The sequence below is a fragment of the Corynebacterium sp. DNF00584 genome, assembly GCF_001552965.1.
GTDB classification, from domain to species: Bacteria; Actinomycetota; Actinomycetes; order Mycobacteriales; family Mycobacteriaceae; genus Corynebacterium; species Corynebacterium phoceense.
This window is the reverse complement of sequence record NZ_KQ959732.1, coordinates 107577-133939: the sequence shown is the minus strand read 5'-3', so window position 1 is coordinate 133939 and position 26363 is coordinate 107577. Positions and strand designations below refer to the sequence as shown.

Annotated in this window: 22 protein-coding genes and 1 pseudogene; 11 read left to right on the top strand and 12 right to left on the bottom strand. The window is 62.6% G+C overall.

Annotated features, from left to right (window positions below; all coding sequences use genetic code 11):
- The first annotated feature begins 28 nt into the window (after window positions 1-28).
- Complete coding sequence (locus tag HMPREF0307_RS02915) at window positions 29-832, top strand: ABC transporter ATP-binding protein (protein WP_066486808.1); 804 nt, start codon at window positions 29-31, stop codon at window positions 830-832.
- Window positions 829-2406 carry a hypothetical protein gene (locus tag HMPREF0307_RS02910; RefSeq protein WP_066486806.1) on the top strand — a complete coding sequence of 526 codons (1578 nt, stop codon included), beginning with the start codon at window positions 829-831 and terminating at the stop codon, window positions 2404-2406. The genes HMPREF0307_RS02915 and HMPREF0307_RS02910 overlap by 4 nt, the downstream gene beginning before the upstream one ends.
- A gap of 233 nt (window positions 2407-2639) precedes the next feature.
- Here the strand turns inward: HMPREF0307_RS02910 and HMPREF0307_RS02905 are convergent, their stop codons facing one another.
- Complete coding sequence (locus HMPREF0307_RS02905; RefSeq protein ID WP_066486797.1) at window positions 2640-3077, bottom strand: DUF2631 domain-containing protein; 438 nt, start codon at window positions 3075-3077, stop codon at window positions 2640-2642.
- A 183-nt stretch (window positions 3078-3260) separates the two neighbouring features.
- On the opposite strand from HMPREF0307_RS02905, the gene dxr reads away from it, so the two are divergent.
- The 5 genes from dxr to map all read left to right on the top strand — a co-directional run bounded on the left by dxr (window position 3261) and on the right by map (window position 9797).
- Window positions 3261-4442, top strand: a complete 1182-nt coding sequence (dxr, locus tag HMPREF0307_RS02900; RefSeq protein ID WP_066487198.1) for a 1-deoxy-D-xylulose-5-phosphate reductoisomerase — start codon at window positions 3261-3263, stop codon at window positions 4440-4442.
- A 12-nt stretch (window positions 4443-4454) separates the two neighbouring features.
- Complete coding sequence (locus HMPREF0307_RS02895) at window positions 4455-5663, top strand: M50 family metallopeptidase (RefSeq protein ID WP_066486794.1); 1209 nt, start codon at window positions 4455-4457, stop codon at window positions 5661-5663.
- 161 nt (window positions 5664-5824) lie between these two features.
- On the top strand, window positions 5825-6988 hold the full coding sequence (gene ispG / locus HMPREF0307_RS02890) for a flavodoxin-dependent (E)-4-hydroxy-3-methylbut-2-enyl-diphosphate synthase (protein ID WP_066486788.1): 1164 nt from the start codon (window positions 5825-5827) through the stop codon (window positions 6986-6988).
- 50 nt (window positions 6989-7038) lie between these two features.
- Complete coding sequence (locus HMPREF0307_RS02885; RefSeq protein ID WP_066486784.1) at window positions 7039-8850, top strand: penicillin-binding transpeptidase domain-containing protein; 1812 nt, start codon at window positions 7039-7041, stop codon at window positions 8848-8850.
- Window positions 8851-8924: 74 nt separating this feature from the next.
- Window positions 8925-9797: a type I methionyl aminopeptidase gene (map, locus tag HMPREF0307_RS02880; protein ID WP_066486782.1), complete on the top strand. Its 873-nt coding sequence runs from the start codon at window positions 8925-8927 to the stop codon at window positions 9795-9797.
- Window positions 9798-9986: 189 nt separating this feature from the next.
- Here the strand turns inward: map and HMPREF0307_RS02875 are convergent, their stop codons facing one another.
- The 6 genes from HMPREF0307_RS02875 to HMPREF0307_RS02850 form a co-directional block, all read right to left on the bottom strand.
- Window positions 9987-10379 carry a hypothetical protein gene (locus tag HMPREF0307_RS02875; RefSeq protein WP_070539922.1) on the bottom strand — a complete coding sequence of 131 codons (393 nt, stop codon included), beginning with the start codon at window positions 10377-10379 and terminating at the stop codon, window positions 9987-9989.
- Window positions 10380-10429: 50 nt separating this feature from the next.
- Window positions 10430-10771 carry a hypothetical protein gene (locus HMPREF0307_RS02870; protein WP_066486779.1) on the bottom strand — a complete coding sequence of 114 codons (342 nt, stop codon included), beginning with the start codon at window positions 10769-10771 and terminating at the stop codon, window positions 10430-10432.
- Window positions 10772-11085: 314 nt separating this feature from the next.
- Window positions 11086-11520, bottom strand: coding sequence for a hypothetical protein (locus tag HMPREF0307_RS02865; RefSeq protein WP_066486776.1), 435 nt, complete (start codon window positions 11518-11520; stop codon window positions 11086-11088).
- 45 nt (window positions 11521-11565) lie between these two features.
- A complete protein-coding gene (locus HMPREF0307_RS02860; RefSeq protein WP_066486773.1) occupies window positions 11566-11970 on the bottom strand; it encodes a hypothetical protein in 405 nt (134 codons plus the stop codon).
- 316 nt (window positions 11971-12286) lie between these two features.
- On the bottom strand, window positions 12287-13687 hold the full coding sequence (mtr, locus tag HMPREF0307_RS02855; RefSeq protein WP_066486770.1) for a mycothione reductase: 1401 nt from the start codon (window positions 13685-13687) through the stop codon (window positions 12287-12289).
- A 205-nt stretch (window positions 13688-13892) separates the two neighbouring features.
- Window positions 13893-14879, bottom strand: a complete 987-nt coding sequence (locus HMPREF0307_RS02850) for an alpha/beta hydrolase (protein WP_066486767.1) — start codon at window positions 14877-14879, stop codon at window positions 13893-13895.
- A 348-nt stretch (window positions 14880-15227) separates the two neighbouring features.
- Between HMPREF0307_RS02850 and mqo the strand changes: the two genes are divergently transcribed.
- On the top strand, window positions 15228-16727 hold the full coding sequence (gene mqo / locus HMPREF0307_RS02845) for a malate dehydrogenase (quinone) (RefSeq protein ID WP_066486764.1): 1500 nt from the start codon (window positions 15228-15230) through the stop codon (window positions 16725-16727).
- Window positions 16728-16750: 23 nt separating this feature from the next.
- Window positions 16751-17491, top strand: a pseudogene (locus HMPREF0307_RS02840) (pyridoxal-phosphate dependent enzyme); the annotation flags it as partial.
- Window positions 17492-17505: 14 nt separating this feature from the next.
- On the opposite strand, the gene HMPREF0307_RS02835 reads toward HMPREF0307_RS02840, so the two are convergent.
- The 3 genes from HMPREF0307_RS02835 to HMPREF0307_RS02825 form a co-directional block, all read right to left on the bottom strand.
- On the bottom strand, window positions 17506-18792 hold the full coding sequence (locus tag HMPREF0307_RS02835; RefSeq protein WP_066486760.1) for an ATP-binding protein: 1287 nt from the start codon (window positions 18790-18792) through the stop codon (window positions 17506-17508).
- Between the two features lie 197 nt (window positions 18793-18989).
- On the bottom strand, window positions 18990-20363 hold the full coding sequence (locus HMPREF0307_RS02830; protein ID WP_066486755.1) for a protein adenylyltransferase SelO family protein: 1374 nt from the start codon (window positions 20361-20363) through the stop codon (window positions 18990-18992).
- Window positions 20364-20371: 8 nt separating this feature from the next.
- Window positions 20372-21181 carry a PhzF family phenazine biosynthesis protein gene (locus HMPREF0307_RS02825; protein WP_066486747.1) on the bottom strand — a complete coding sequence of 270 codons (810 nt, stop codon included), beginning with the start codon at window positions 21179-21181 and terminating at the stop codon, window positions 20372-20374.
- Window positions 21182-21217: 36 nt separating this feature from the next.
- On the opposite strand from HMPREF0307_RS02825, the gene HMPREF0307_RS02820 reads away from it, so the two are divergent.
- Window positions 21218-22528 (top strand): DUF4921 family protein, encoded by a 1311-nt coding sequence (locus HMPREF0307_RS02820; RefSeq protein WP_066486743.1) that lies wholly within the window; start codon window positions 21218-21220, stop codon window positions 22526-22528.
- Window positions 22529-22600: 72 nt separating this feature from the next.
- Here the strand turns inward: HMPREF0307_RS02820 and HMPREF0307_RS02815 are convergent, their stop codons facing one another.
- Window positions 22601-23545, bottom strand: coding sequence for an alpha/beta hydrolase family protein (locus tag HMPREF0307_RS02815; RefSeq protein WP_168164082.1), 945 nt, complete (start codon window positions 23543-23545; stop codon window positions 22601-22603).
- Between the two features lie 62 nt (window positions 23546-23607).
- Complete coding sequence (yaaA, locus tag HMPREF0307_RS02810; RefSeq protein WP_066486738.1) at window positions 23608-24327, bottom strand: peroxide stress protein YaaA; 720 nt, start codon at window positions 24325-24327, stop codon at window positions 23608-23610.
- Between the two features lie 44 nt (window positions 24328-24371).
- Here yaaA and HMPREF0307_RS02805 point away from each other — a divergent pair, with 44 nt between their 5' ends.
- Window positions 24372-26141 carry a proline--tRNA ligase gene (locus HMPREF0307_RS02805; RefSeq protein ID WP_066486736.1) on the top strand — a complete coding sequence of 590 codons (1770 nt, stop codon included), beginning with the start codon at window positions 24372-24374 and terminating at the stop codon, window positions 26139-26141.
- The last annotated feature ends 222 nt before the right edge of the window (window positions 26142-26363 follow it).

Sequence of the window (26363 nt, the reverse complement as noted above, 5' to 3'; positions counted from 1 at the left end):
AGACCATTTTTAGTTAAGGTGTGGAGACATGACGTCTCCACACCTTTCTGCTTTAGTACCCGACCCGCGCGAGTGCGCCTTTGCGGTGCGCGACCTCGCCAAGGCCTTTGACGGCCGCCCCGCTGTCCAAGGCTTGAGCCTCGACGTCCCCCGCGGCGCCATGTACGGCGTGGTGGGGCCCAACGGCGCAGGAAAGACCACCATGCTCACCATGGCGTGCGGCTTGTTGCGCCCGGACCACGGCGCGTCCTTTATCGCGGGGCACTCCGTCTGGGAGGATCCACTGCCCGCCAAGGCCGCCGTCGGCTTGCTCATGGACGGCGCTCCCGTCTTCGACCGGCTTACCGGCGCGGAATATCTCTACTACTTGGGCGCTCTGCGCCGCCTCCCGGAGGAGGAGTCCACCCGCCGCGCCGCGCAGCTCCTCCAGGCTCTCGGGCTTTCCGATGCCGCCTCCAAGCCCATCGCCGATTACTCGGCCGGCATGACGAAGAAGATCTTGCTCGCCGGCGCACTGCTCCATTCGCCGGAGGTGCTCGTCCTGGACGAGCCGCTCGAGGCCGTTGACCCTGTCTCCGGACGCCTTATCCAACAGATGCTGCGTTCCTTTGCTGCACGCGGTGGCACCGTCGTGTTATCTTCCCACGTCATGAGCCTCGTGGAGGGACTGTGTGATCACGTGGCGATCATCGACCAAGGTCGCGTCGTCGCGTCCGGTCACGTGGACGAGGTGCGCGACGGGCGCAGCCTCACCGACGTCTTCGTGGACCTCGTGGGTGGCGGCGACTTCGACGAGGCCTCGCTCGACTGGCTGGGGGAGGGCTCGCGATGACCCGCACCCTCATCACACTTCACCGCACATTGTGGACCCGCGCGCTGCACTCCAACCCGCAGCAGTTCATCCTGGCCTTCCTCATCGGGTTTTACGGACTTCTCGGCCTGGTCTCGCTCAGCCTGGCGGGCTACATGGATTTTGCCGATGCTACCCACAGCTTTCACGTCCTCACCGTCATCAACGGTCTCGGCGTCGCCATGTATATTCTGCTGTCCGTCATGATGCCGGCGGGGGAGAAGCAGCTCACCCCTGCCGAACTGGGGACTTTCCCGCTGAGTTACCGCGAGGTACGCCCCGCGCTCGCGTGGTCCCTGTTTCTCACCACCCGCTCCATCATCGCGACCCTCTTCACTGTCATCTTCGCCGTGGGCGGCGCGGTCTTTCTCACCACGCACGGCCGTCCCCTGCTCGCGGCCGCGTTCGTAGTCTCCATGGCGTTCTCGCTCGCGCTCACAGTCTTTGCCGCAGACCTCGTGGGCGCCCTCGGCTCGGCCGCGTTGAGCAAGGACAAGGCGAACCTCGTCATGGGCCTGGGCGGCGTGGCGCTCCTCTTCATCTTCACGAACCTGCAGGGCATCCTGAACAACATCGTGCCGCTGGGCACCGTGGGCGGGGTCCTCGCCTGGACGCCGCTGTCCGCGCTCACCGGATGGGTGGCCTCGCTGGCCGACGGTGCCCTCGCCCCGGCGCTGGCGCAGCTGCTCATCGGCCTGGTGACCCTCGCCCTCCTCGCCTGGGGCTGGGACCTCACCACGCGCCAAACCTTCGAAAGCCCCGTCCACGGCAACGCCCCGAGCGCCGCCCCACGCGCCGAGGGTGTCACGGCCCTTTCGCTCGGCGGTCTGGCCTACCGCAGCCCCGCGTGGATGGAGTACTCTCGTTCCCTGCGCTACTTCTTCCGCGACTCGCGGCTCACCATGACGCTCGTCATGCTGCCCGTCTTCCTCGCCTTCGCCTTGTACCAGCTCTGGCGCGGCGAGGAGGTCCTCGGGTACTTCTTCGTGGGCTACCTGGGTGTTCTCGGCGGCATCGTGGCCATCAACGACTGTGGTTACGACGGACCTTCCCTGTGGGTGAAGATGCTCGCCCCCGTGCGCGCCTCGGTCCTCTTCCGCGCGCGGCACTGGGCGCACCTCACAACCACCGCCGTGGTCATCGCGCTCGGCGCGGTCGTCCTTCTCCTCCTGGCACCGGACCGCGCCTTCGCCGCCTGCATAGCAGCCCTTGCCGTGGGCATGGTGCTCTCCTCCGGCAGCTTCGCCGCGCTGCTCTCCGCGTTCAACCCGTATCCCGTCTCTCCGCCCGGCACCAACCCATGGACGGATAAGTCCGGATACTCCGCCGGTGCCTTCATCGCTGCAATCGTGTGCTTCTTCTTCGGTTGGCTACCCGCCGCTCCGGGCATCATCATGGTGATCCTCGGCGCCGACTCCGGTCTCAAGTTCGCTGGCGCCGCCGTCGGACTCGTCGTCCCCGCCGCCATCTACGTCCTTGCGCTGTGGCTGGCCTCCCGCCGCGTCGACGCTCAGATGCCGGAGATCTATGCGAAGGTGCGCACGTACGTGTCGTGATAGCGCAACGGCGAATAGCCTTCGGCTGAAGGTGAAAATCCAGAATAGAAGTTCTTGCGATGGCCAAGGTGGACCACCACGACGCGCAATTTCTTGACTCCCCAGGACTTGACCTCAATGCACCTCATGTGCACGTCGTGGGGAGAGGGGGCGGTCACGCAGAGTACGTAGCGCGAAAACAACGAAAGCCTCCGCACCAGGCGGAGGCTTAAAGCCGTGAGAAGCAGCAGCGCTTAGTGAGCGGCGTGCTTGCCCTCGGTAACGGCGCGCAGGTGGGTTACGCGGGCCGGGTCGATGTTGAGGGCACGAAGCTCATCATCGGTCAGCTCGGCGTAGGTGTGGCCCAGGGTCTTCTGTTCGTATGCCCACTCCGGCTCGGCGTGGCCGAGCGGCTGGTTGCGGGCGGTAAGGGTTCGCACGTTGGCGAGCTTCGGCTGGAAGAGGTGGATGAGCAGCAGAAGCGCAATAACGACAGCCAAAAGAATAAGGAAGATGGTCTCCACGTGGCCCTTGTGGTTACCGAAGTTGAACATCAAGAGCATGAAGACGGAGAACCAACCGGCAATCTGGATGCCGCTGCGCGGGGTCTTGGACCAGCCGAACGCTGCAGACGGGACGTCGTCGGTGGAAACGCCGTTGTAGACCTCAGAGGTCACTTTGTGGGAAGACACTTGTTCTCCTTCGCGTGTACGTGCCTATTTGTCCCCAATAGAATAGTCCATGGCCCGCCGGAACGTGGCACTTACCCCCGAGATTTCGAGCTCCACGCGAGGAAGTAAACTACGTCACACCCGCGTGGGTGGAGGGGCGTCCCGAGCGACCTACTACAGTAGGGGCTCGTGACTCATCCCGACATTGCAGCGCAGCATGCGCCAGAGACTGCACAACGCGTCCTTATCCTCGGCTCCACAGGTTCCATTGGCACCCAGGCTTTGGAAGTCATCGCGGATAATCCCGATAAGTTTGTCGTCGTCGGCATCGCGGCTGGCGGCGGACACCCGGACCTCGTCATCGATCAGGCGAAGGCCCTCAACCTTTCGGCTAACCACGTCGCCGTCGCCAACACGCACGCCGCGGATAAGGTGAGCGTGGCTCTTGGCGGCGCGGTCCTCGAGGGGCCAGACGCCGCGGAGCGGCTCACCCGTGAGGTGGAAGCCGACACGGTCCTCAACGGACTCGTGGGCTCCATGGGGCTTGCAGCCACCCTCGCGACCATCGAGATGGGGGAGTACCTCGCCCTCGCCAACAAGGAATCCCTCGTCGCCGGCGGAAAGCTGGCCATCAACCTGGCCAAGCCGGGCCAGATTATTCCGGTGGACTCGGAGCACTCCGCCATGGCGCAGTGCCTGCGCTCCGGCGAGCGTGGCGAACTCGACAAGCTGGTGCTGACGGCATCGGGAGGCCCCTTCCGTGGCTGGACCCGCGAGCAGATGTGGGACGTCACGCCTGAGCAGGCCGCGAAGCACCCCACGTGGTCCATGGGGCAGATGAATACGCTGAACTCCGCGACGATGATCAATAAGGGCCTGGAGCTCATCGAGGCCACCCTGCTCTTCGACATCGAGCCCGAGCGCATTGACGTCACCGTCCACCCGCAGTCCATCATTCATTCCATGGCGACGTTTGTGGACGGCGCCACCATCGCGCAGGCCTCTCCGCCGTCGATGAAGCTTCCCATTTCCCACGCGCTCTACTGGCCGCGACGTGTGCCGGACGCGCAACCGCAGCTCGACTTCAGCCAGGTTTTGGACTGGCACTTTGAGCCGCTTGACGATGCCGCCTTCCCGGCCGTCCAGCTCGCCCGCGAGGCCGCACAAAACAGCTCAGGCGTGGTCTACAACGCGGCGAACGAGCAGGCCGCCGCCGCCTTCCTTGCTGGTCGCATCCACTTCCCAGAGATAGTGGACACAGTCGCGCACGTGATGGGCCAGTATTCTCAGTTGGCTGGTGTACTCTCTAGCGTCGATGACATCCTCGCCGTGGAGCGCGAGGCGCGCGCCAAGGCGGACGCGCGAATTGAACAGATCGCACGCTAGGACACTTCACCTATGGCCTATATTCTGGGCATTCTTCTCTTCGCCCTAGGCATCGGCATCACCATCGCCCTGCACGAGGCGGGCCATATGCTCACCGCCCGTTCGTTTGGCATGTGGGTACGCCGCTACTACATCGGTTTCGGCCCCAAGATATGGGCGAAGAAGAAAGGCCGCACCGAGTACGGATTCGCGGCCCTGCCCGTGGGCGGCTTTTGCGACATCGCGGGCATGACCGCCAACGACGAATTCCTCACCGACGAGGAAGAGCCGTATGCGATGTACAAGAAGCCAGCCTGGCAGCGCGTCCTCGTCATGGCCGCCGGCATCCTCGTCAACATCGTGCTGGGCTTCTCTATTCTTTTCTGCGTCGCCGTGACCACAGGCCTGCCCGACGTCCACGCGGACGTGCGTCCCAAAGTCGGCGAGGTGGTGTGCTCCGCCGACCAGATCGACGAAAGCACCTACGAAGACTGCACCGGCACCGGTCCTGCCGGCGCGGCCGGCGTTGAGCCCGGCGATATCATCGTCGCCCTCGACGGTGAGGAGCTTGCGGACTTCAACGCACTGCGCGAGGCGGTCATCGCCAAGCCGGGGGAGACCGTCACGCTCACCGTCGAACGCGACGGCCAGCCCCGCGACTTTGAAGTCCACCTCGACACCGTCAAGCGTCTCACCACGGACGGGCAGACGGTCGAGGCCGGCTCCATCGGTCTCACCAACGCGCCGCTCGATATCGTCAAGAAATACAATGCAGCCACCGCTGTCCCGGCGACCGCGGATTACTCGTGGTACCTGGCCAAGTCCACCGTCGACGCCATCATCCACATGCCGGAGAAGGTCCCCGGCATCGTCGCGTCCATCTTCGGCCACAACCGCGCCGATGATTCGCCCATGTCCGTCGTCGGTGCCTCCCGCGTGGGCGGCGAGCTCGTGGAGAATAGCCTGTGGTCCTCCTTCTTCATGATGCTGGCCTCGCTCAACTACTTCCTTGCGCTGTTTAACCTCATCCCGTTGCCGCCCTTCGACGGCGGCCACATTGCGGTGATCGCGTACGAGAAAATCCGCGACGCCCTGCGCCGCGCCCGCGGCCTGGCAGCCAAGGGTCCGGCCGACTACACGCGCCTCATGCCGGTCACCTACGTCATGGCGGCCATTCTCATGACCTTCGGCGCGCTCGTCATCATCGCGGATGTGGTGAACCCGATTCGTCTCTTTGGCTAAACGCCACGTGGTGTAGGACGTGTCACTGACTGCACCGATGGTGAAACTCAGAACCTCCAGCTCTGCCCATTTGCCATAGTCATTAGACTGTATGGATAGCGTAGAGTGGTTTGCATCTAAACCCCGTGTACCCATCTTTTTTCCAATAAATAGGAGAACGTATGTCAACCCCCATCGGACTCGGAATGCCGGACGGACCTGCCCCGACTTTGGCGCCGCGTCGTAAAACGCGTCAGCTCTTCGTCGGCCCCGTGGGCGTTGGCTCCGAGCACCCGATCTCGGTGCAGTCGATGACAACCACCAAGACTCATGACGTCAATGCGACCCTCCAGCAGATCGCTCAGCTCACGGCTTCCGGCTGTGATATCGTGCGCGTCGCCTGCCCGAAGACCGTGGACGCGGACGCTCTGCCAGCCATCGCGAAGAAGTCGCCCATCCCGGTCATTGCGGACATCCACTTCCAGCCGAAGTACATCTTCCAGGCTATCGACGCTGGCTGCGCTGCTATCCGCGTTAACCCGGGCAACATCAAGGAGTTCGACGGCCGCGTTAAGGAGGTCGCTAAGGCGGCTTCTGACGCTGGTATCCCGATCCGCATCGGCGTCAACGGTGGCTCCCTGGACAAGCGCCTGCTCGAAAAGTACGGCAAGGCCACCCCGGAGGCCCTCGTCGAGTCCGCCATCTGGGAGGCTGGCCTGTTCGAGGAGCACGGCTTTGGCGATCTGGCCATCTCCGTCAAGCACTCGGATCCGGTCCTCATGGTCGAGGCCTACCGCCAGCTCGCAGAGAAGACGGACTACCCGCTCCACCTCGGCGTGACCGAGGCTGGCCCGAAGTTCATGGGCACCATCAAGTCCTCCGTCGCCTTCGGCGCTCTGCTCTCGCAGGGCATCGGCGACACCATCCGCGTCTCCCTGTCCGCAGACCCGGTCGAGGAGATTAAGGTCGGTGACCAGATCCTGCAGTCGCTCAACCTGCGCCCGCGCAAGCTGGAGATCGTCTCTTGCCCGTCCTGCGGCCGCGCCCAGGTCGACGTGTACAAGCTCGCCGAGGAAGTCACCGCTGGCCTCGAGGGCATGGAGTTCCCCATCCGCGTGGCCGTCATGGGCTGCGTCGTCAACGGTCCGGGCGAGGCCCGCGACGCTGACCTTGGTGTTGCTTCTGGCAACGGCAAGGGCCAGATCTTCGTCAAGGGCGAAGTGGTCAAGACCGTACCTGAGTCCCAGATTGTGGAAACCCTCATCGAAGAAGCCATGCGCATTGCCGATGAGCAGGGCCTTGAGGCCGTCGAAGGCGCCAAGGCCGAGGTTCGCGTTACCCGCTAAACCGCGCGCCTAACCCGCGTTGTGCCGCCGTCCCAGTAGTGTTGAAAGACATGAAACGGACGGCGGCTTTTCTTTGCGTAGCGGGGATTATGGGCACCTCGCTGGCTGCGTGTACGCCCAAACCGGTCGCGGCGGATCCGGTCGCTGAGGACTTCATTGCGGCGCTTGAAAACCACGACGTCGACGCACTCAAAAGCGTCGTCGACGACCCTGACATTGCCGCGGAACAGTACGGGGAAACGTACTCCGGCCTCCAAGCCGAGGGCCTCGACGTTGAGCTCACCTCTATCGACCAACGAGACTCCGTCGCTACCGCCAACTACTCCGTGACGTGGGACCTGCCCAAGGACCGCGAACTCACCTACGACGCCAAGGCCGTACTCACCAAGGTCGATAAAACGTGGACCGTTAATTGGGAATCCACGGCGCTGCACCCCAAGCTCGGCGCCCACCAGCACCTCGAGCTGCGCCCCGTTGTCGCCGACCGAGCCTCCGTCGTGAGTTCCGACGGCGTCGAGCTTATGAGCCCGGGCGTTCAATACCGCCTTCTCGTCGACACCTCCTCCGGCGATATGCGCGCGCTCGCGGGCCAGCTCGCGCCCCTCGTCAACCAGGACGCGGGCGAGCTCGCCACGAACCTTGAAGAGGCAGGGGAGACCTACTCCGTGGGTCTCTACAACGAGGGAGACCGCAACGCCATCCAAGGCGCCAACCTTCCCGGAGTCCGCTTCAATGAAGAGCCGGCGCTCATCACCAAAGAGACGGGCTTTGCCACCGACATCATGTCCCGTGTGCGTTCCATCGTCGCGGACAAGCTGGACGGCACGAATGGCTGGCGCATCGCCGTCGTTAACGAGAACGGCGCTTCACTCAGCGACGTCGAATTCCACGACGCCACCCCGTCGCCCGCCATCCGCGTGGGTATTGATTACAACGTCCAGCGCGCCGCGGAGCAAGCCGTGGATCTCCGCGCGGACTCCGAGGCCATGCTTGTCGCCATGCGTCCCTCCACCGGCGAAATCCTCGCCGTCGCGCAGACCGATGCCGCCGATAAGAAAGGCGACCTGGCCCTGTCCGGTCAGTTCCCGCCCGGCTCCGTGTTCAAGATCATCACCGCCTCCGCTGGCGTGGACAAGCAAGGCCTCAACTCCGGCACTATCGTCCCGTGCCCCGGCACGATGGATATCTACGGCCGCACCGTCACGAACTATAACGGCTTCTCCCTGGGCAGCGTCTCGCTCGAAGAAGCCTTTGCACAGTCCTGCAACACGACCTTCGCAAACATCTCGACCGACCTCGGTGAGGGCGAACTCAAGGAGGAAGGCTCCCGCTTCGGTCTGGGCCTCGACTACGACATTCCTGGATTGACCACGATTACCGGCTCCATCCCCGAGGGAGAGACTCCACTGGAGCGCACCGAAGCCGGCTACGGCCAGGGCGCGGACCTCGTGAGCCCCTTCGGCATGGTTCTGGCTTCGTCCACCGTCGCCGCAGGCGTGCGTCCCACTCCGACCCTCATCGCGGGGCAGAAGACGACCGTCTCGGAGAACCCCGATGGCCCGTCACCCGTCGTCATCGACAACCTTCGCACCCTCATGCGCGCCACGGTCACGTCCGGTACCGCACGCGGCATGGGCGCTGGCGGCACCATCTATGGCAAGACCGGTGAGGCCGAAATCAACGGCGGTTCCCACGCGTGGTTCACCGGCTTCCGCGATGATGACATTGCCTTTGCCACCCTCGTCGTCCTCGGCGGCGGTTCCGAGACCTCCGTCGCCATCACGGACAGCTTCTTCAAGCGTCTTGACGAACTGCGCACTCAGCAGGACCCCGAGCAGGTCGCCACCGGCGGCGCCGAGTAGCTTGCCGATGCCCCTCATCGCCGCCGCCCAGCCCGACCGCCGGGGTGACAGGGTGGGGGACTACCATAGACGGCATGAGCAATCGCGCAAAACTTACCCCAGGAAAGCCCACCCCCGTTCGCACCGTCCCTGACTCTATCGAGCGTCCCGAGTACGTGTGGAAGGACTCGGTCCAAGAAAACATCGGCGAACCTTTCGTTCAGACCCCTGAGGTCATCGAGGCCATGCGCGAGTCGTCCAAGATTGCCGCCAACGCCCTCAAAGAAGCGGGCAAGGCTGTCGCCCCCGGCGTGACCACCGACGAGATCGACCGCATTGCGCACGAGTACATGTGCGACCATGGTGCTTACCCGTCGACCCTGGGCTACATGAACTTCCCGAAGTCCTGCTGCGTCTCCTTGAATGAGATCGTGTGCCACGGCATTCCGGACACGACCGTCATCGAGGACGGCGACATCGTCAACATTGACGTCACCGCCTACAAGAACGGCGTCCACGGCGACACCAACGCCACCTTCCTCGCTGGCAACGTCTCCGAAGAGCACCGGCTGCTTGTCGAACGCACCAAGGAAGCTATGATGCGCGGCATCAAGGTCGCCAAGGCTGGTCGCGAGATTAACGTCATCGGCCGCGTTATCGAGTCCTACGCACACCGCTTCGGCTACAACGTCGTTACCGACTTCACCGGCCACGGTGTGGGGCCCACGTTCCACAACGGCCTCGTTGTCCTGCATTACGACTCCATGGCCTACCGAAACGTACTGGAGCCGGGCATGACGCTCACCATCGAGCCGATGATTAACCTCGGAGGCCTCGACTACGAGATCTGGGATAACGACTGGACCGTCCAGAACAAGGACGGAAAGTTCACCGCTCAGTTCGAGCACACCCTCGTCATCCAGGAAGAGGGCGAGCCGGAAATCCTCACTCTTCCCGACGAAGACTAATCGAAACAGTCGCTCAACGAACCTCATAGCGACTCACAGAGCGAACAGAAGCGCCCGTCCCACCACTGTGCGGTGGAACGGGCGCTTCTCTGTGCCTACTGTTCATCCCTACGCCTTAAGCTCAGTCCTATTTGAGAGATGAAAAAGCGCCCCGCAGTGCGGAGCGCTTGAAGGCGTGAAGGTTCTACATTAGAACTTCAGCTGACCGTTCATTGCCTGAGCAACGTAGTCAGGGATAACGCCGTTGTACACAGCGAAGTTGTAGGTTGCGACGGCAACGGAGACAGCAGCAGCGGCAACACCGACGTAGGTGGTGTCGCGCCACAGCTGAGCCCACTGCGGGTTCTTATCGTCGTCGACGGAAGAGCCGAGCAGGTCGCGGCCGTTGGCAGGGGTGTCTTTGTCGGTAGCATCGCCAGCCTTGGAGGACAGCGAACCCTCGCCCTCGGAGGAAGCGCCCTTAGCGGCAGCAGACAGAGCGCCGGTGTTCTCGGTCTCGGCAGCGGTAGCAGCGGAAACGCCGCCGAAAGCGACGGTGGTGGCGGTTGCAAGAGCAACGGCGGCAGTGCGGAAGTTACGCATTGAAGTGAATACCTTTCAAAAAGATTTTGGTAGGGGCTGTAAGGCCGTTACTAGAACTTGATGGGGCCGAACTTGATGAAGTTCAGGGCCGGACCGACGAGGCCACCGATGACGGTGACGACGGCGGAAGCGATTCCGATGCCGTACAGAGCCTGTGCCCAAGCCGGCTGGGACGAAACGTCGGCGTCCTGGCCGAAGATTTTACGGCCATCGGCGTTCGTGTCGGCGTCCAGAGCGTCGCCGATCTTGGAGGAGCCACCCTTGTTCTCGGTCTGGTTGGAGGAGGTGGTGTTCTGGTCAGAAGGAGCCTCAGCCGCAGTGGCGATGGAAGCGCCGGAGAAAGTGACGGCGAGGGCGGTTGCGCCAGCGATGGCGGCCTTGCGAATACGCATATCAAAAATCCTTAAGAGTTGTCTGTGCGCGGCTTCCGGGGGAAGGAAACCCATGTGTGAATCTCACGAAGAGATTCTCGAGCATCTCGAGTCCGATTACGGAAATGTAACGGACGGTCGATGTTGCGCTAGCAAGTATAGAGCATTACGCACAGCAAAGGGGCATGGGGGTAACAATTCGCCTACAGGTAGATAAATATTTACTGCGTTAGCCCCATTTATCTGCCTGAATGAAATTTGGGTGAATCAAAACAAAAAGAAGACCCGCACAATGTGCGGGTCTTCATCCAGACGTCTTCGTCTAAGCGAGTGGCTTAGCGGTTGAAGATCGGGTCAAGGATGTGGTTCGGCAGGATGTGGTTGTACACAGCGAAGTTGTAGGCAGCGATCAGGGCGCCAGCAATGGTGGTGCCGATGAGGGCGTAGGTGCCGTCGCGCCAGATCTTGGACCACTGCGGGTTAGCCTCGTCATTAACCTCTTTGCCGAAGAGGTCAGTACCCTTGGCCTTTACCTTGTTGTCGGTGACAGCGCCAACCTTAGAGGACCCAGTCGGGTAGTTCTCGTCCTTGGAGGAGAGAGCATCAAAAATCTCGGAGGCGGTAGCGTCCTTGGTGACGTCCTGGTTCTCGGTGATGGTCTCGTTGTTGGCCGGCTTCTCGCCCGTCTCAGCGGAAGCGATAGCGGTGCCGCCGAAAGCGACGGTGACGGCGGTGGCAGCAGCAACGGCTGCGGTGCGGAAGTTACGCATTGTGTGTTTTACCTTTCGAAAGTGGTGTGAGCCGGTGAGCTGCGTTTAGCGGGAGAAGGGACCGAACTGAACGAAGTTAGCCAGCGGGCCGACAACCATGCCGATGAGGGTGGCAATAGCGGTGGCGATGGTGGTGCCGTACAGGACCTTGGCCCACTTCGGCTGCTCAGACAGGTCCTTGGAGGAGCCGAAGATCTTCTGGCCGTCAGCTTCCTTGTCGCCCTCGAGCTTCAGGCCGGTGTTGATCTTGGAGGAGAGGGAAGCGCCCTTTGCGGCATCCTTCTCGTCCGGGGTGGACTCACCCTTGTTGTCCGAGGTGGAGGAGCCGTTAGCGGTGGAGGACTGCTCCTGCTTCGGAGCGGCGGTGTCCTCAGCGGAAGCAACGGTGGTGCCGCCGAAAGCGACTGCGAGAGCGGTTGCGCCGGCGATGGCTGCATTGCGGATACGCATATCAAATGTCCTTAAATGTCGTACTTGCAAGGCTTCCAGGTGGAAACCTAAGTGTTATTGGATTCCCAGGGGAATTCCAGAAACACGCGGTCGCCGGTGTTACGGCTTGAGCCGGTGTCATTGGGGAACTCTAGCTGTTCGATTCTGAATATGCACGTCGGGCGGCGCGTTTAAGTGCCTGTTAAGCAAAAATCCACCCCATAATCCTGTCAAGTTCATGGCAGCGACGTTCTCTAAATCCCAAGGTTAGGTAACGAATGTTACTCATGTGACTAGGCAAGAGGGGGTGGGGGTGATTTATGTCACGTAACGCTAATTAGGCAAATTCGAGGCTTAAAATCGCGTTCTCGGTCACCTCGGCAAGGGCCGGATGGATCCAGTACTGGTTACGCGCGAAGTCGCGAAGATCGAGGTCATATGTCATCACAGTAATCATTTGCTGGATGAGCGTGGATGCCTGAGGGCCGAAGTAGTGCGCGCCAAGGAGTTTGCCGGTGGTGCGTTCTGCGATGAGCTTCACAATTCCGGTGTGGTCCTCCATTGCCCAGCCGTAGGCAACGTCGCCGTAGTTCTGGACCTTGACGGTGACGTCGTAGCCAGCCTCGCGAGCCTGAGCCTCGGTCATGCCTACGGTGGCGATTTGCGGGTGAGTGAAGATTGCAGACGGGACGTGCTCGTGCGGCATCGGGCGAAGGTCGTCGTGGTGCAGGAGGTTGTGCGAGATGGCACGGGTCTCAGCGTTAGCGACGTGCTTGAGCATATAAGGCGACGAGACGTCGCCCAGGGCCCACACGCCCTCGGCGGTAGTGCGTCCGTACTCGTCGACCTTGATGCGACCGTCCTCGTGCATTTCAATGCCGGCGGTGTCCACGTCCATGAGATCGCCGTTGGGGGTGCGACCGGTGGCGACGAGGATGGCGTCGGCCTCAACGGTCTCGCCGTTGTCGAGGGTGAGCTTGACGCCGTTCTCGGTTTGTTCGAGGAGAGTGCCGTTGCCGATGCGGATATCGAAGCGCTCCCGGGCGATGGTGTTGAAACGGGTGACAAGGTCTTCATCGAGGAAGCGCAAGAGCTTTTCTGAGCGGTTGACGATGGTGACCTTGGTGCCCAGGCCGTCGAAGACGTGGGCAAACTCCATCGCGATGTAGCCGCCGCCGACGATGATGAGGCTCTTTGGCTGTGTGGGCATGCGCATGACATCTTCGTTGGTGTAGAACTTCACGCCAGAGTTGCGGTAGACCGGCGGAATGGTGGGGCGAGAGCCCGCGGCGATGACGATCTGGTCGCCGGTGATGACTTCGCCGCCGACCTCGATGGTCTTCGGGCCGACGAAACGGGCGTGCTGGTCATAGACCGTGATGTTCGGGGTCTCGTCGCCGCGGCGGTAGGCTTCGCCGCCCTGCGCGATGCGGTCGATGCGGTTGGTAAAGACGCGGTCAACGATGGAGTCCCAGTCCACGCTATTGACCTGAGCATCGAGTCCGAGACGACCTGCCTCGCGTGCAGCAAGGGCGACGTCTGCGGCATAGACATACATCTTGGTGGGGATGCAGCCGACGTTGAGGCAGGTACCGCCGAACGTGCCTTCCTCGATAATGGCGATGGAGACATCGTCGTACTCCGGGGTGGGGATGGAATTTCCCGAGCCCGTACCGATGATGATGAGGTCGTAATGTGCCGACGGAGTTGCGGGAGAGCTGGTATTCGAGGTGTTCAATGTATTCTCCTTTAATATATATAGGAATAAGTTGTGTATTTTACCTAAGCCTGCTGGCCGGATTCGCGGAAGTAACTATGTGACCGCTGAACGGCAATGGAGACTGTCGCTGCTGTTACGTGGCGTGCATATTCGCGGAAACAGCCCAGACTACATCTTTATTTCTGATTGGGTTGTGCCGGATGCGGACGTCGGCGATGGATGGCTAGTGACTGGGCGTCGGCTCGGCCGGGAGATGGGTGGCGAGCCAATCATCGACCGTGCGGAAGACTTCGGGACGGATTTCGGGGCGGGAGGCGAAAGCCTCGTGGCGTGCGCCATGGATGGGACGCAGCGTGCACTCCTTGCCGAGGGTGGGTGCCCAGTGCATGGTTTGGGTGACGTCGACGACGCAGTCGACGTAGTTGATTTCCTCCGAGTAGGGCTTGCCCAGGATGGAGCGAGTCGAGCAGATAGTGAGGTAGGGAACGCCTACGTCGACGCCGCGGTGCAGCTTTGCAAAGCCACCGAAGATGGCGCGCAGCCAGCCTACGTACTTGCGGTGACCGCCCAGCGGCTTGAGGGTGAGGTCGTAGTCCCACTCGCCATACTTGCTGGCATGCATGGAATCGCCGAAGGCTGTGAGGTTACCGCCGGGGAAGGCGAGCATCGGAAAGCGTTTGCCAGCGCGGTCGATGACAGGGGAGAGCGCCTTGACCACCGGGCGGGGCACGCTCATCATGTCGAGCCAGGGACCGTTGAGGATAAGACCAGGAACCTGCTCAGGGTGTTCGGCGTCGAGCCACAGCGCGCAAATGAGCCCACCCGTGGAGTGACCCATGGGGACGACGCGGGAGTTAGGGATGGCCGCGAGAGCGGCATCAAGATCCTGGTAATAGAGCGTGAGATCCGAAATGTAGTGCCAGGTGTGGCCCTCGCGGCGCGAGCGGCCACACTTGCGGAGGTCGACGGCATAGAAAGCGTAGCCCAGCTCCTGATAATGCTGCGCGACATGAGCATCAAAGAAATAGTCCGTCATGCCGTGGACCCAAAGGAGGGCAGGGCGCTGCGAGAAATCGGGGGTGTCACGCTTGTAGGCGACGAGGGTGGCGGAGACATCGCCTTGGCCGTCAGGGTCCGGCCCCAGCGGAAGCGTTGCCTGGGTGAAGTCGGGGCCCAGCATATCCTCGGTCCAATGAAGTTCAGTGCTCATGTGGACCAGCTTATCCATAGCCGAGTGGGGCCGCTTGAGGGTACGCCGTGAGCTGGAGAGCACGAACGGGGGTAGGGAATGGTGCGCAAAATGGGCAGTACGTGCGTTCTGCTGGGCTGATATTTGTGCGAGTGGGTAAAGGCGTAAGGTTGATAAGTAATGCGTTGAGTGCTTGCGCCGCGGATGTGACTGAGGTCTTTGGTGGGCTTGGGTAGTCGCGAGGAGACTGCCTTTACATGCGTACACCGCAGGTTGATCGGAGAGCTTAGGTCCTGCACGCGGCGCGGTATGAGCGCACAGCTTTATAAGACGTGCACGATCAAGCGAAAGTCAAAGAGGTTTAACACCGTGTCCTCCGCAAAGAAGACCGCACAGGTCACTGAAGAAGTTGATGTAGCCCTCGTCGGCGGCGGCATCATGTCCGCTACCCTCGGCGCCATGCTCCGTGAGCTAGAGCCGAGCTGGACGCAGATGGTGTTCGAGCGCCTCGACGGTCCGGCTCTGGAGTCCTCCTCTCCGTGGAACAACGCCGGTACCGGCCACTCCGCGCTCTGCGAGCTCAACTACACCCCGGAGAAGAACGGCCGCATTGACGCGACCAAGGCCTTCGGCGTCAACGAGAAGTTCCAGGTTTCCCGCCAGTTCTGGGCACACCAGCTCAACAACGGCATCCTCACGGATCCCAAGGCCTTCATCAACCAGGTTCCGCACGTGTCCTTCGCTCAGGGCTCCATTCAGGTCGATTACCTGAAGCGCCGCTACGAGCTGCTCAAGGACAACCACATGTTCCCGGGCCTGGAGTTCTCCGACGATGACGCAGTCTTCCAGGAGAAGCTGCCGCTCATGTCAAAGGGCCGCGACTTCAACTCTAAGAAGGTCGCCATCTCCTGGACCGATGCCGGTACCGACGTGAACTTCGGTGCCCTGGCGAAGCAGTTCTTTACTGCTGCCAAGGCATCCGGCACCGAAATCCGCTACGGTTCCGAGGTCATCGACATCAAGCGCGATGGTGCGAACTGGAAGGTGTACGCCAAGAACGTGCACACCGGTGATTACTCCGTCATCCGTGCGAAGTTCGTCTTCGTCGGCGCAGGCGGCTACGCCCTCGACCTGCTGCGCAAGGCAGGCGTCAAGGAAGTTGCTGGCTACGCTGGCTTCCCGGTCTCTGGTCTGTGGCTGCGCGCCAAGAACTCGGAGCTCATCTCCCAGCACCAGGCCAAGGTCTACGGCAAGGCTGCTGTGGGCGCTCCGCCGATGTCCGTGCCGCACCTCGACACCCGCGTCATCGACGGCGAGAAGGGCCTGCTGTTCGGTCCGTACGGTGGTTGGTCGCCGAAGTTCCTGAAGAAGGGCTCCTACCTCGACCTGTTCAAGTCCATCCGTCCGGACAACATCCCGTCCTACCTCGGCGTTGCCGCCCAGGAGTTTGGCCTTACCAAGTACCTCGTCTCCGAGGTCCTCAAGGACTTCGAGCAGCGCGTTGAGACCCTTAAGGAGTACGTCCCGTCCGCAGACCCGGCTGACTGGGAGACCGTCATCGCTGGCCAGCGCGTCCAGGTCATCAAGCCGGCCGCTGCACCGCGCTTCGGTTCCCTCGAGTTCGGTACGACGCTCATCAACAACCCGGAGGGCAACATCGCCGGCCTGCTCGGCGCTTCCCCGGGAGCTTCCATCGCCCCGGCCGTCATGGTCGAACTCATCGAGCGTTGCTTCGGTGAGCACATGATCCAGTGGGGCCCGAAGCTGCAGGAGATGATCCCGTCCTACGGTGAGACGCTCGCCAAGAACGTCAAGCTTTACGACGAGATGTGGGAGTACACCCAGAAGACCCTCAAGCTCGAGCAGTAAATCCTCGCGCTGGATACACGGCCCTTTTCGCTTCGGCGAGGGGGCCGTTGGTCATTTTTCTTCACCCCGCCTGGTCCCGCGAGTCGCGTCCGCAGATGCTTGAGCGCACCGGTGCGCTTCCCGATGCCGTCGTGGCCTGCGCCGGAGGCGGCTCCAACGCCATTGGCACCTTCGCCGAGTACCTGCTCGGCATGGAGGACGGCGAGCAGTATGCAGGCAACGACAATGTCCGCCTCATCGGTGTCGAGCCGGCAGGCGAGGGCCTTGACACGGACAAGCACGGCGCGCCGCTCAACAAGGGTGTGGTGGGCATCCTGCACGGATCTTGCTCGTATGCGTTGCTCAAGGACGGCGAGATCCTGCATCCGCATTCGGTGTCTGCGTGCCTGGACTACCCGGGTATCGGCCCGGAACACTCCTACCTCAAGGACACCGGCCGCGCGGCGTACTCGGCCGTCACGGACGCGGAGGCCCTCGATGCCTTCCGCATGCTCTCACGCTACGAGGGCATCATCCCAGCGCTCGAGTCCTCGCACGCGCTGGCGTATGCTCTCAAGCTCGCCCAGCAGTGCGAGGAGACCGGCGAGGAGATGAACATCTTGGTCACTCTCTCCGATCGCGGCGATAAGGACGTGGACTACGTCCGCCGCATCCAAGGCGACTTGGCAGCCGAAGACCCGGCCACTCATCCGGTAGTCAATCTCAACATCGAGGGCGTGCTCGCGGAGATGACTGCCGAGTCCAACGCGCGCGAGGGACTCTAAACCGCGGCCGAGCTTTAACCCTCGGTCGGGGAGTGGGCCTCTCCGGTTTCCCAGAGAGCATTGATCGGCACGGCCCAGATATTGTCGCCGAACGGCAGTATTTTTGTGCCCGTGTAGAGCACAATTCCTGCGATAAATGCGTCACCTACCTTGTCCCTCACCGAACGAAGGTTGCGTACATGCTGGGCACGAACGGTGGTGGTCGTCTTCACTTCGATGGCGACGATCTGGTGGCGGCGGTTTTCCAGGATGAGGTCGACCTCTTCGCCATCGCGATGTCGGTAGTGCATGATATTGAATTTCACCGAAGACCAGGCGCGTTGTTTCGCTAATTCGGTGGCAACGAAATTCTCAACGAGGCCGCCGGTGAGCTGCCCCGCGATGTCGTATTCAAGGCTTTCCACGTCCGTGCCGGTCAGGATGCTCGCGATCGCGGTGTCGTTAAACATCACCTTCTTTCGCCCCGCCACGCGTGACGAGAGGTTGCGTCCCCAGGGATCCAGTTCGTCGATGAGATAGACATCGCGAAGCGTGTCTAAGTACGCGGGGATGCTGCGTGCCGGAACGTCGAGACTGCGACCGGCTTTGGCTGCGACAAACTCCATGGCTGGTTCCGCGGCGAGCAGTCGCAACAATCGCCCCAAACGGTCGGGGTGCTGAACTCGGCGGACCAGGCGTGCATCAAGGTTGGTCACCCTCTCGACATAGGCGTCGAGCCAGGCCTCAGCCAGGGCGGCGGGTGCATTGTGGATCTCCGGGAAGCTGCTCTGCACGACGGTAGTGAGATAGTCACGACGGCTGAGTTCCGGGAGGTCGAGCTGTGGCGACGGATTCTCCGGCAGCTTCCATGCCCATGCTGCAAAATCGTCAGTGATACCGCGTAGCTCGCCTTGGCTGAGTCCGCGCATGGGGATGGTGATGGCTCGTCCTGCGAGGCTTTCCTCGGTCCCGGACAGGCTAAAGAAGTTGGACGACCCAGTCACGACGAAGCGTCCCGGCCGACGGTCAGCGTCGACGGCCGCCTTGATGGCGAGAAAGAGCTTCGGAACGCGTTGGATCTCGTCGATGACGAGGGGCCGGTCGCTGAACTGGCGAATGAATCCGTCAGGATCAGCATCTGCGGCCTCGCGGTACGCCTCAACGTCGAGATTGGCGACGACTGCATCGGTATCTCGTACGAGCTCTTGGGCGAGGGTGCTCTTGCCCGTCTGACGTCCGCCCGAGATAACAGTCACGGGGCTAAAAGCGAGGATTTCCTTCGCCCGGGGCATGATATTGCGTTGGATGACGTAACCGCTCATGAGCTCGTATTTTAGTGCAAAATGCGATTCAAAGTGATAGTCTTCGCCGTTTTGCGACTATTCCTTCGCCGATTCGCGTAGTTGTTCTCGCCGATTCGCGGTAATAGAGGAAGAAAATCTTATGAGATGCGGGGTATCGTCGTGTAGACGTCGCCGGAGGTTCGGGGACGATACGTGCGTCTTCTGCTGGAGCCCGTTTAGGTTCCGCAGTAGGTGCGGTACATCTCCAGCTGTGCGGGGGCGCTGGGCGCCTCGAATTCGTCGTTCGGCGTGAACGGGTGCGTGACGGCATCGAGCAATCGGAGAAACTGGCTCATGTCGGTAGGCGCGTCGCGCAGCGCGGCTTCGACGGCGAGGTTGCGGGGAATAACAACCGGGACGCGTGGTCCGGTCTCCGAGGGCGCGGCGGGGGCTGCCGCGGCGTAGCGCTGCTGCCATTCTGCCAAGGCTCCGGCCGGGACATCGCCGCCGTAGCGGAGCGCGGCGAGAGTCCGCGTGAGTTCGTGGTCAGGCAGCGCTGCGAGAAGATCCGTGGTGAGCTCGCGGGAGGTCTCCGGTTTGAGACCGAGCGCCTGGGCGAGTTGAGCGTGGTGTTCGGTCTCGAAGGCGTTGTAGAAACCGTTGATGGTCTCCTGCGCGAAGGAGACGGCCTCGTTGGGATCGGCGTCGAAGAGCGGCAGCATGGACTCGGCGAGGCGCGCGAGGTTCCATCCGAGGATGCCGGGCTGGTGGCCGAAGCGGTAGCGGCCCTGCGTGTCGATGGAGGAGTACACCGTGTCGTGATCGAAGGTTTCGACGAAGGCGCAAGGGCCGAAGTCGATGGTCTCGCCGGTAAGCGTCGTGTTATCCGTGTTCATGACGCCGTGGAGGAAGCCGAGGCGCTGCCACGCGGCGACGGTACGGATTTGGGATGCCATGACTGATTCGTAGAGCCCCGTGTAGTCGCCTGCGGCAAGGTCGGGATAGTGGCGCTCGATAGCAACGTTGGCGAGGGCGCGCAGCGTGTCTTCACCGACCATCTGCGCGTAGTGGACCGTGCCCACACGGATATGGCTGGCGGCGACGCGCACGATGACGCCGGCGGGCTCGACCATCTGGCGTTGAATCTTGCGACCGGTGGAGAGTACCGCCAGCGGTCGGGTGGTAGGCACGCCAAGTGCGTGAAGCGCCGAGGAGACGAGGTATTCGCGCAGCATGGAACGCAGCGTGCCGCGGCCGTCCGAGCCCGGACGAGAAAACGGCGTGCGACCGGTGCCTTTGGTGTGGAGATCCCAACGGGCGCCGTCGCCGTCGACGACCTCGCCGAGAAGCAGTGCGCGGCCATCGCCCATGCGGGGATTGAACTGGCCGAATTGGTAGCCCGCGTACGCCATGGCGTAGGACTCTTCGCCGTGGCCGAGGAGAAACTCGATGCCCTCGGGCGAACGCAGCCACTCCGCGTCGAAGCCGAGCTCGGTGGCGAGTTCCTCGTTGAGCAGCACGAGACGGGCGTCGGGATGGCTTTCGCCGCGCGCGGCCGCGACGAGGTCCGGAAGTGCTCTGGCGTAGCTGTGCTCGATGGAGGGGTGCATGGTGCTCCTTAGGATTCCAGCGTGCCGCGCACGCGGATGGCGACTGCGCCGCCGACCCAGATATCGGTGCCGTCGTCATGGATGTGGACGCGGCCGGCGCGACCGAGCTGCGAGCCTTGCGCCGCGACATAGGTATTGGGCACGAGGCCGCGGCCGCGGAGGAACTGCGCGGCGCCGCCGTTGAACGAGCCGGTGACGGGGTCTTCGAATGCGGACGTGAATGCGCGAACCTCATAGGCGGTCTCGCTTCCGGAGGCTTCGAGGCCCACGACGCCGACCTTGACCCCGGGGATGGGGGACGGCTGCAGGGCGCGGACGGAGGCTGCATCGGCAAGCTGGATGAGCCGCCAGCCGGGGCCGTTGTCGACCCAGCCGGAATCGACGACGTCGGCGGGAGTGATGTTAAGGAAGCGGCACGTCTCCTCGAGCTCTTCGGGGCTCAGAGCGCCTTCGCGGCGCAGAGGTGGGGTGGCGAAGGAATAGACGCCGCCCTCCTCGCGCAGGTGGACCAAGCCCACGCCGCATTCCTGGACAAGGGCGCGGCGTGTGCCGGTGAGTTCGCTGAAGACGCGGGCGGTGCCTAGCGTGGGGTGGCCGGCGAAGTCGAACTCCTCTGTGGGAGTGAAAATGCGCACGCGGTAGTCAGCCTCTGGGTGGTGGGGCTCGAGCAGGAAGGTGGTCTCTGAAAAATTCGTCCAGTTGGCGATTTTCTGCATCTGCGCGGTGGTGAGCGAATCTGCGCCCGTGATGACGCCCAGGGGGTTACCGCTGAAAGGTGCAGTGGCGAAAACGTCGACCTCAAAATACTCGTGCTGCATGGGACACCAGTGTAGAGGCGCGATAGTCTAAACGGTATGACCCAGTCCCTCTACAGCCGCCCCGAGCCCATTCTGCGCATGGCGGACGGCACCGTCAAACAACTCAATCCCTTCTCCGGCACCGAGGTATGGACCGTGCCGGGCCGTGGAAACCGGCCTTTCTCGACGCCTGCGTCTGCCGTACACGATATTGACGCGCAGGCACACGTGGCAACGTGTGCGTTTTGTGCGGAGCGCCGGCTGGAGACGCCGCCGGAGAAATCCCGCATTCTGGCTACTGGGGAGATTCTGCGCGGTGTGTCGGCGGGGGCGCTCGATGCGACGGAGCCGCTGTTCCGGCGCGTGCCGAACCTTTTTGAGATTGTCTCCTTCGACTACTGGGAGCAGAACTACGGCTACCAGCTCGACGCGGCGACACAGGCGCGCATGGATGCCTATCTCGCAGATCCGGCGGGGCGCGAGCATGTTCTTCGCACGGTGCGGACGAAGCGCGCGGCCTCCGGACAGCCGGACGCGGACGACGAGGCGTTGCTGGCGCAGTCGCACTGTTTCTTTGGCGGCGGACACGACGTCATCGTGGGACGCAATCACTATGTGCCGGGTGCGACGACGGATGACCGGCTGGCGTCTTCGGGCACGCTTACGCCGGAAGAACACCGGTTGTTCGTGCAGTTTACGGCCGATAGTATGCGCGACCTGTATGAGCACAATCGGTATGCGTCGTATGTCGTTGCGTTCCAGAACTGGTTGGCGCCGGCGGGCGCGTCCTTTGACCACCTGCACAAGCAGCTCGTGGCCATCGATGACCGCGGCATGGCGGCAGGCCATGAGCTCGAGATTCTGCGTGCGCATCCCAACATGTACAACGAGTGGGCCGTGGACTACGCGATGCAGCACAACCTCATCATCGCTGAGAACGACCACGCCGTGCTCTTTGCCGGTTTTGGCCACCGCTATCCGACGCTGGAGATCTACTCCAAGTCCGCGACGTGTGAGCCGTGGCTGCAGTCGAGCGAGGAACGCGACGCGATGAGCGACCTCATCCATGCCGCGCACGTGGCTGTGGGGCCGCACGTCGCGTGTAACGAGGAGTGGCACCACCGTCCGCCGTCCACCGCGACGCCGGCGCCGTGGCGCGTGATGATCAAGTTGCGCGTGTCCACGCTCGCGGGCTTTGAGGGCGGCACGAAGATTTACATCAATACGATTTCCCCGTGGAATCTGCGGGACCGGATTGTGGATCCGCTCTATAAGGCGCGCGATGAGGGACGCGTGGCGCGGTCTATTCGCATTGCAACGGAATGCGAGCCGCGGCGCAACAGTCTGCGGTACAACCCGCTGCTGTAGCTCGGCATATCTTCGTTGCGCTGTGCGGCCCTCGTTGGTGCGCGGGATGAGTTTAGGTTTAAGGAAGGTGCGTTATCGGCGCAGGTTGCGTGCAAAGAAGTCAGCGACGGCGCGGCCGTAGGAGGTGTCGCCGACGTACTCGGTGAGACCTTCTTCGTTGGCGGGGACGATGAAGTGTTCCTTGCCTTCGACGGCGAAGACTTCAGGGTCCTTGCCCGCGGCGCGGGCGGCGGCGATGAGTTCCTTGGAGTGGCGCGAGGGGACTTGGACGTCGCCTTCGGCGTAGGCGAGCATGATCTTGGTGTCCGTGTGCTGGACGGCGTGCAGGGCGCTGGCGGTGGTGTACTCGCCGTAGCGGTCGCCGAGTTCTTCGGTGATTCCTTCTTCCACGGCGGTGCGCTGGCTCTCGGGGAGGCCGTAGGCAATCGCGGTATCAGCGAAAATGGAAGGAAAATTGGTATACGAACTCGTGGCGACCACGGCGGCGGGCATGGTGTCCGCGTCGAGATAGTCGAGGCTCGCGAGGGTGACGAAGCCGCCCATGGACGTGCCCCACACACCCAGCGGAAGATCCGGGTGCTCGGAGCGGAGGTAGGTGAGCCCCGCCTTGAGATCCCGGATTTCGCCGAGGCCGCCCTCCTCGTGGTCGCCCTCGGAGCCGGCGATGCCGCGCATTTCCAGCAGCAGCGCGGTGTAGCCCTGGTCCTGGAGAAACTCGCCGAACTCGTGGAGGTGCGTCACACTTGGGCCTTGGAGGCCGGAAAGGATGACAACGCCGCCCTTCGGGTCGGTGTCCGGTGCGAGCTCCCAGGCGTCGAGACCGAGCCCGTCTTCGGTAGTGATGCGGGTGTGGGCGGCCTCCAGCGCAGGGGAAGTGTAGACGTCAATGGCGTGCTGCGGGGCGAAGAGAAAGTGCAAGATGATCCGCGCGGAGAAGTACCCCGCGAGAAGCGCGATGACTACGAGCACCGCGAGGATCGAACTGAGCCACACCAGAGATTTCTTACGCCGTGTCATACCATTAATTTTATTCACTGGATGGTGAAAGCGCAGCGCAATGGGGTACATGGCGGTGTGCGTTAGATGACGAGGACGAGCTCGTTTCGACGGGTTTCGGTGGTGAGTCCTGCGGCCTGGGCAAGGGCGGCGACGTCGTCGATGGAGTAGGCCTCCGAGGGTGCAGTCGCGAGCACGCGGGCGAGCTGGCCCTTGTAGTGCTTATTGAAGTGGGAGACTACCTTGCGGGAGCCGTCCTCCTGCACGGACTCGACGCGGGCGGTCACAGCGCCTTGGAGCCGGCCGAGCTGCTGGTACGTGCCGGAGCGCAGGTCGACCACGAGTTCCTCGTCCTGGACCCGTGTGAGCGCGTCCGTGATGAACGAGCCCCAGCGCGACTTCATGGTGCGGCCCTCGAGTTTCGTGCCGCCGGATAGCCGGTAGTGGGGAATGAGATCGCCTGCGCGGACGAGTCCGAAGAGGGCGGAGCCGACGGCGAGGCGGGAGCGGGCGGCATCGGAAAGCGAGGGAGCGTCCAAAGCGTCGTAGAGGACGCCGGTGTAGCGCTCAAGGGCGGGCATGGTGGGGGAGGTAAAGAGCTCCGTGTTGGCGACAGCCTCCCCACGCAGCTTCTGCGAAATCTTGAGGATGCTGAGCGCCTCGTCGGGGTCCAGGGAGCTTAAGACTTCCGCGATTTCGCGGCGCGCCGGGTTAAGTTCCGGGAAGGACAAAGAGTCCAGGTCAAGCGGGGCGCCGGTGCCTCCGGGCGCCTTGGTTTCAGAAGGTGGGAGGACGATGAGCATGCCACTAGCGTAGCGCCCGGCCCAGCGGGGTAAAGTTGGGAACCATGATTACACGCCTTTCTACGCTCTTCCTGCGCACTCTGCGCGAGGATCCGGCCGACGCCGAAGTCACCAGCCACAAGCTCTTGGTCCGCGCGGGGTACGTGCGCCGTGCCGCGCCTGGTGTGTACACCTGGCTGCCGCTGGGTCTGCGCACGCTGCGCAAGATTGAGGATGTTGTCCGCCAGGAGATGAATGCCATCGGCGGCCAGGAAATGCTCTTCCCGGCGCTGCTGCCGCGCGAGCCCTACGAGCTCACGGACCGCTGGACCGAGTACGGGGATAACCTCTTCCGTCTCCAGGACCGCAAGGGCGCAGACATGTTGCTGGGCCCGACGCACGAGGAAATGTTCGCCTCTGCCGTCAAGGACATGTACTCCTCGTACAAGGACTTCCCGGTCACCCTGTACCAGATTCAGACCAAGTACCGCGACGAGGAGCGTCCGCGTGCGGGCATTCTGCGTGGCCGCGAGTTCGTGATGAAGGATTCCTATTCTTTCGACATGACGGATGAGGGCTTGGACGAGTCCTACATGCGTCACCGAAAGGCGTACCAAAACATCTTTAACCGCTTGAAGATCGATTACGCCATCTGCAAGGCGACCTCGGGTGCCATGGGCGGCTCTGCGTCGGAGGAGTTCCTGGCCGTGTCGCCTGCGGGCGAGGATACCTTCGTGCGCGCGACTGATGGCGACTACGCGGCGAACGTCGAGGCCGTTGTCACCCCGGTTCCGGCGGAGACCCCCATCGAGGGCCAGCCGGAGGCGACCGAGTACACGACCCCGGATGCAGAGACCATCGACACCCTCGTGGACTGGGCGAATGGCGAGGGCATCGAGATCGACGGTCGCGCCGTGACGGGCGCAGACACGCTCAAGTGCATGGTCATCAAGACTGCCGCGCCGGCGGCATCGGAAGAAGAGAAGGAATGGGAGCTCGCTGCGGTTCTCATCCCGGGCGATCGCGCGCTGGACGAGAAGCGTCTCGAGGCGTCGCTGGAGCCGGTCGAGTTTGAGCTGGCGTCGGATGCCGACTTTAAGAAATACCCGTTCCTGGTCAAGGGCTACGTGGGGCCGCGTGCCCTTAATGCCAATGGCGTCAAGGTTTACGCTGACCCGCGCGTGGTCAACGGCTCCTCCTGGATCACGGGCGCGGATGCGAAGAACCGCCACGTGGTGGGGTGCGTGGCTGGCCGTGACTTCACTGTCGACGAGTTCATCGAGGCAGCGGAGATCAAGGAAGGCGACCCGGCTCCGGAGGGGCAGGGCACGCTGACGCTGGAGCGCGGCATCGAGCTGGGCCACATCTTCCAGCTGGGCCGCAAGTACACGAAGGCCTTTGACGTCCAGATCCTCGACGAGAACGGCAAGCGCGCCGTCCCGACCATGGGTTCCTACGGCATCGGCGTCTCCCGCATGATGGCTGTTCTCGCCGAGCAGCGCTCGGACGAGAAGGGCCTCAACTGGCCCATTGACGTCGCGCCGTACCAGGTGCACGTGGTCGTTGCGAACAAGGATCAGGCGGCTCTCGAGGCGGGCGACAAGCTCGTGGCTGACCTGGATGCTTCCGGTATCGAGGTCCTCTTCGACGACCGCCCGAAGGTCTCCCCGGGTGTGAAATTCAAGGACGCCGAGCTGCTGGGCATGCCGTTCATCGCGATCCTGGGCCGCTCCTTTAAGGATGGCATCATTGAGCTGCGTATCCGCGGAGGCGAGACCCTCGAGGTCCCGGCTGCGGCGATCGTGGAGAAGCTCACCTCGCTCGTGCGTGGTTAAGGGTTAACTTCTGAGGCGAGGCGCCCCATCGACGTGTGTCGGTGGGGCGTTCGTGATTGTGGAGGGACAGAAGGGATCTTGTGAGGCTCCCTTTTTTTGTTCGACTGTGTAACGACTATGTAAAAGGAAACCAGAGGAAGTAAACCGAGCGGGTCTGGGAGATGTGTGGTTTACCTTTGGTGGTTTCCTTGTGCGTGCGTCACCACGGTTGGTGGGGCTAGG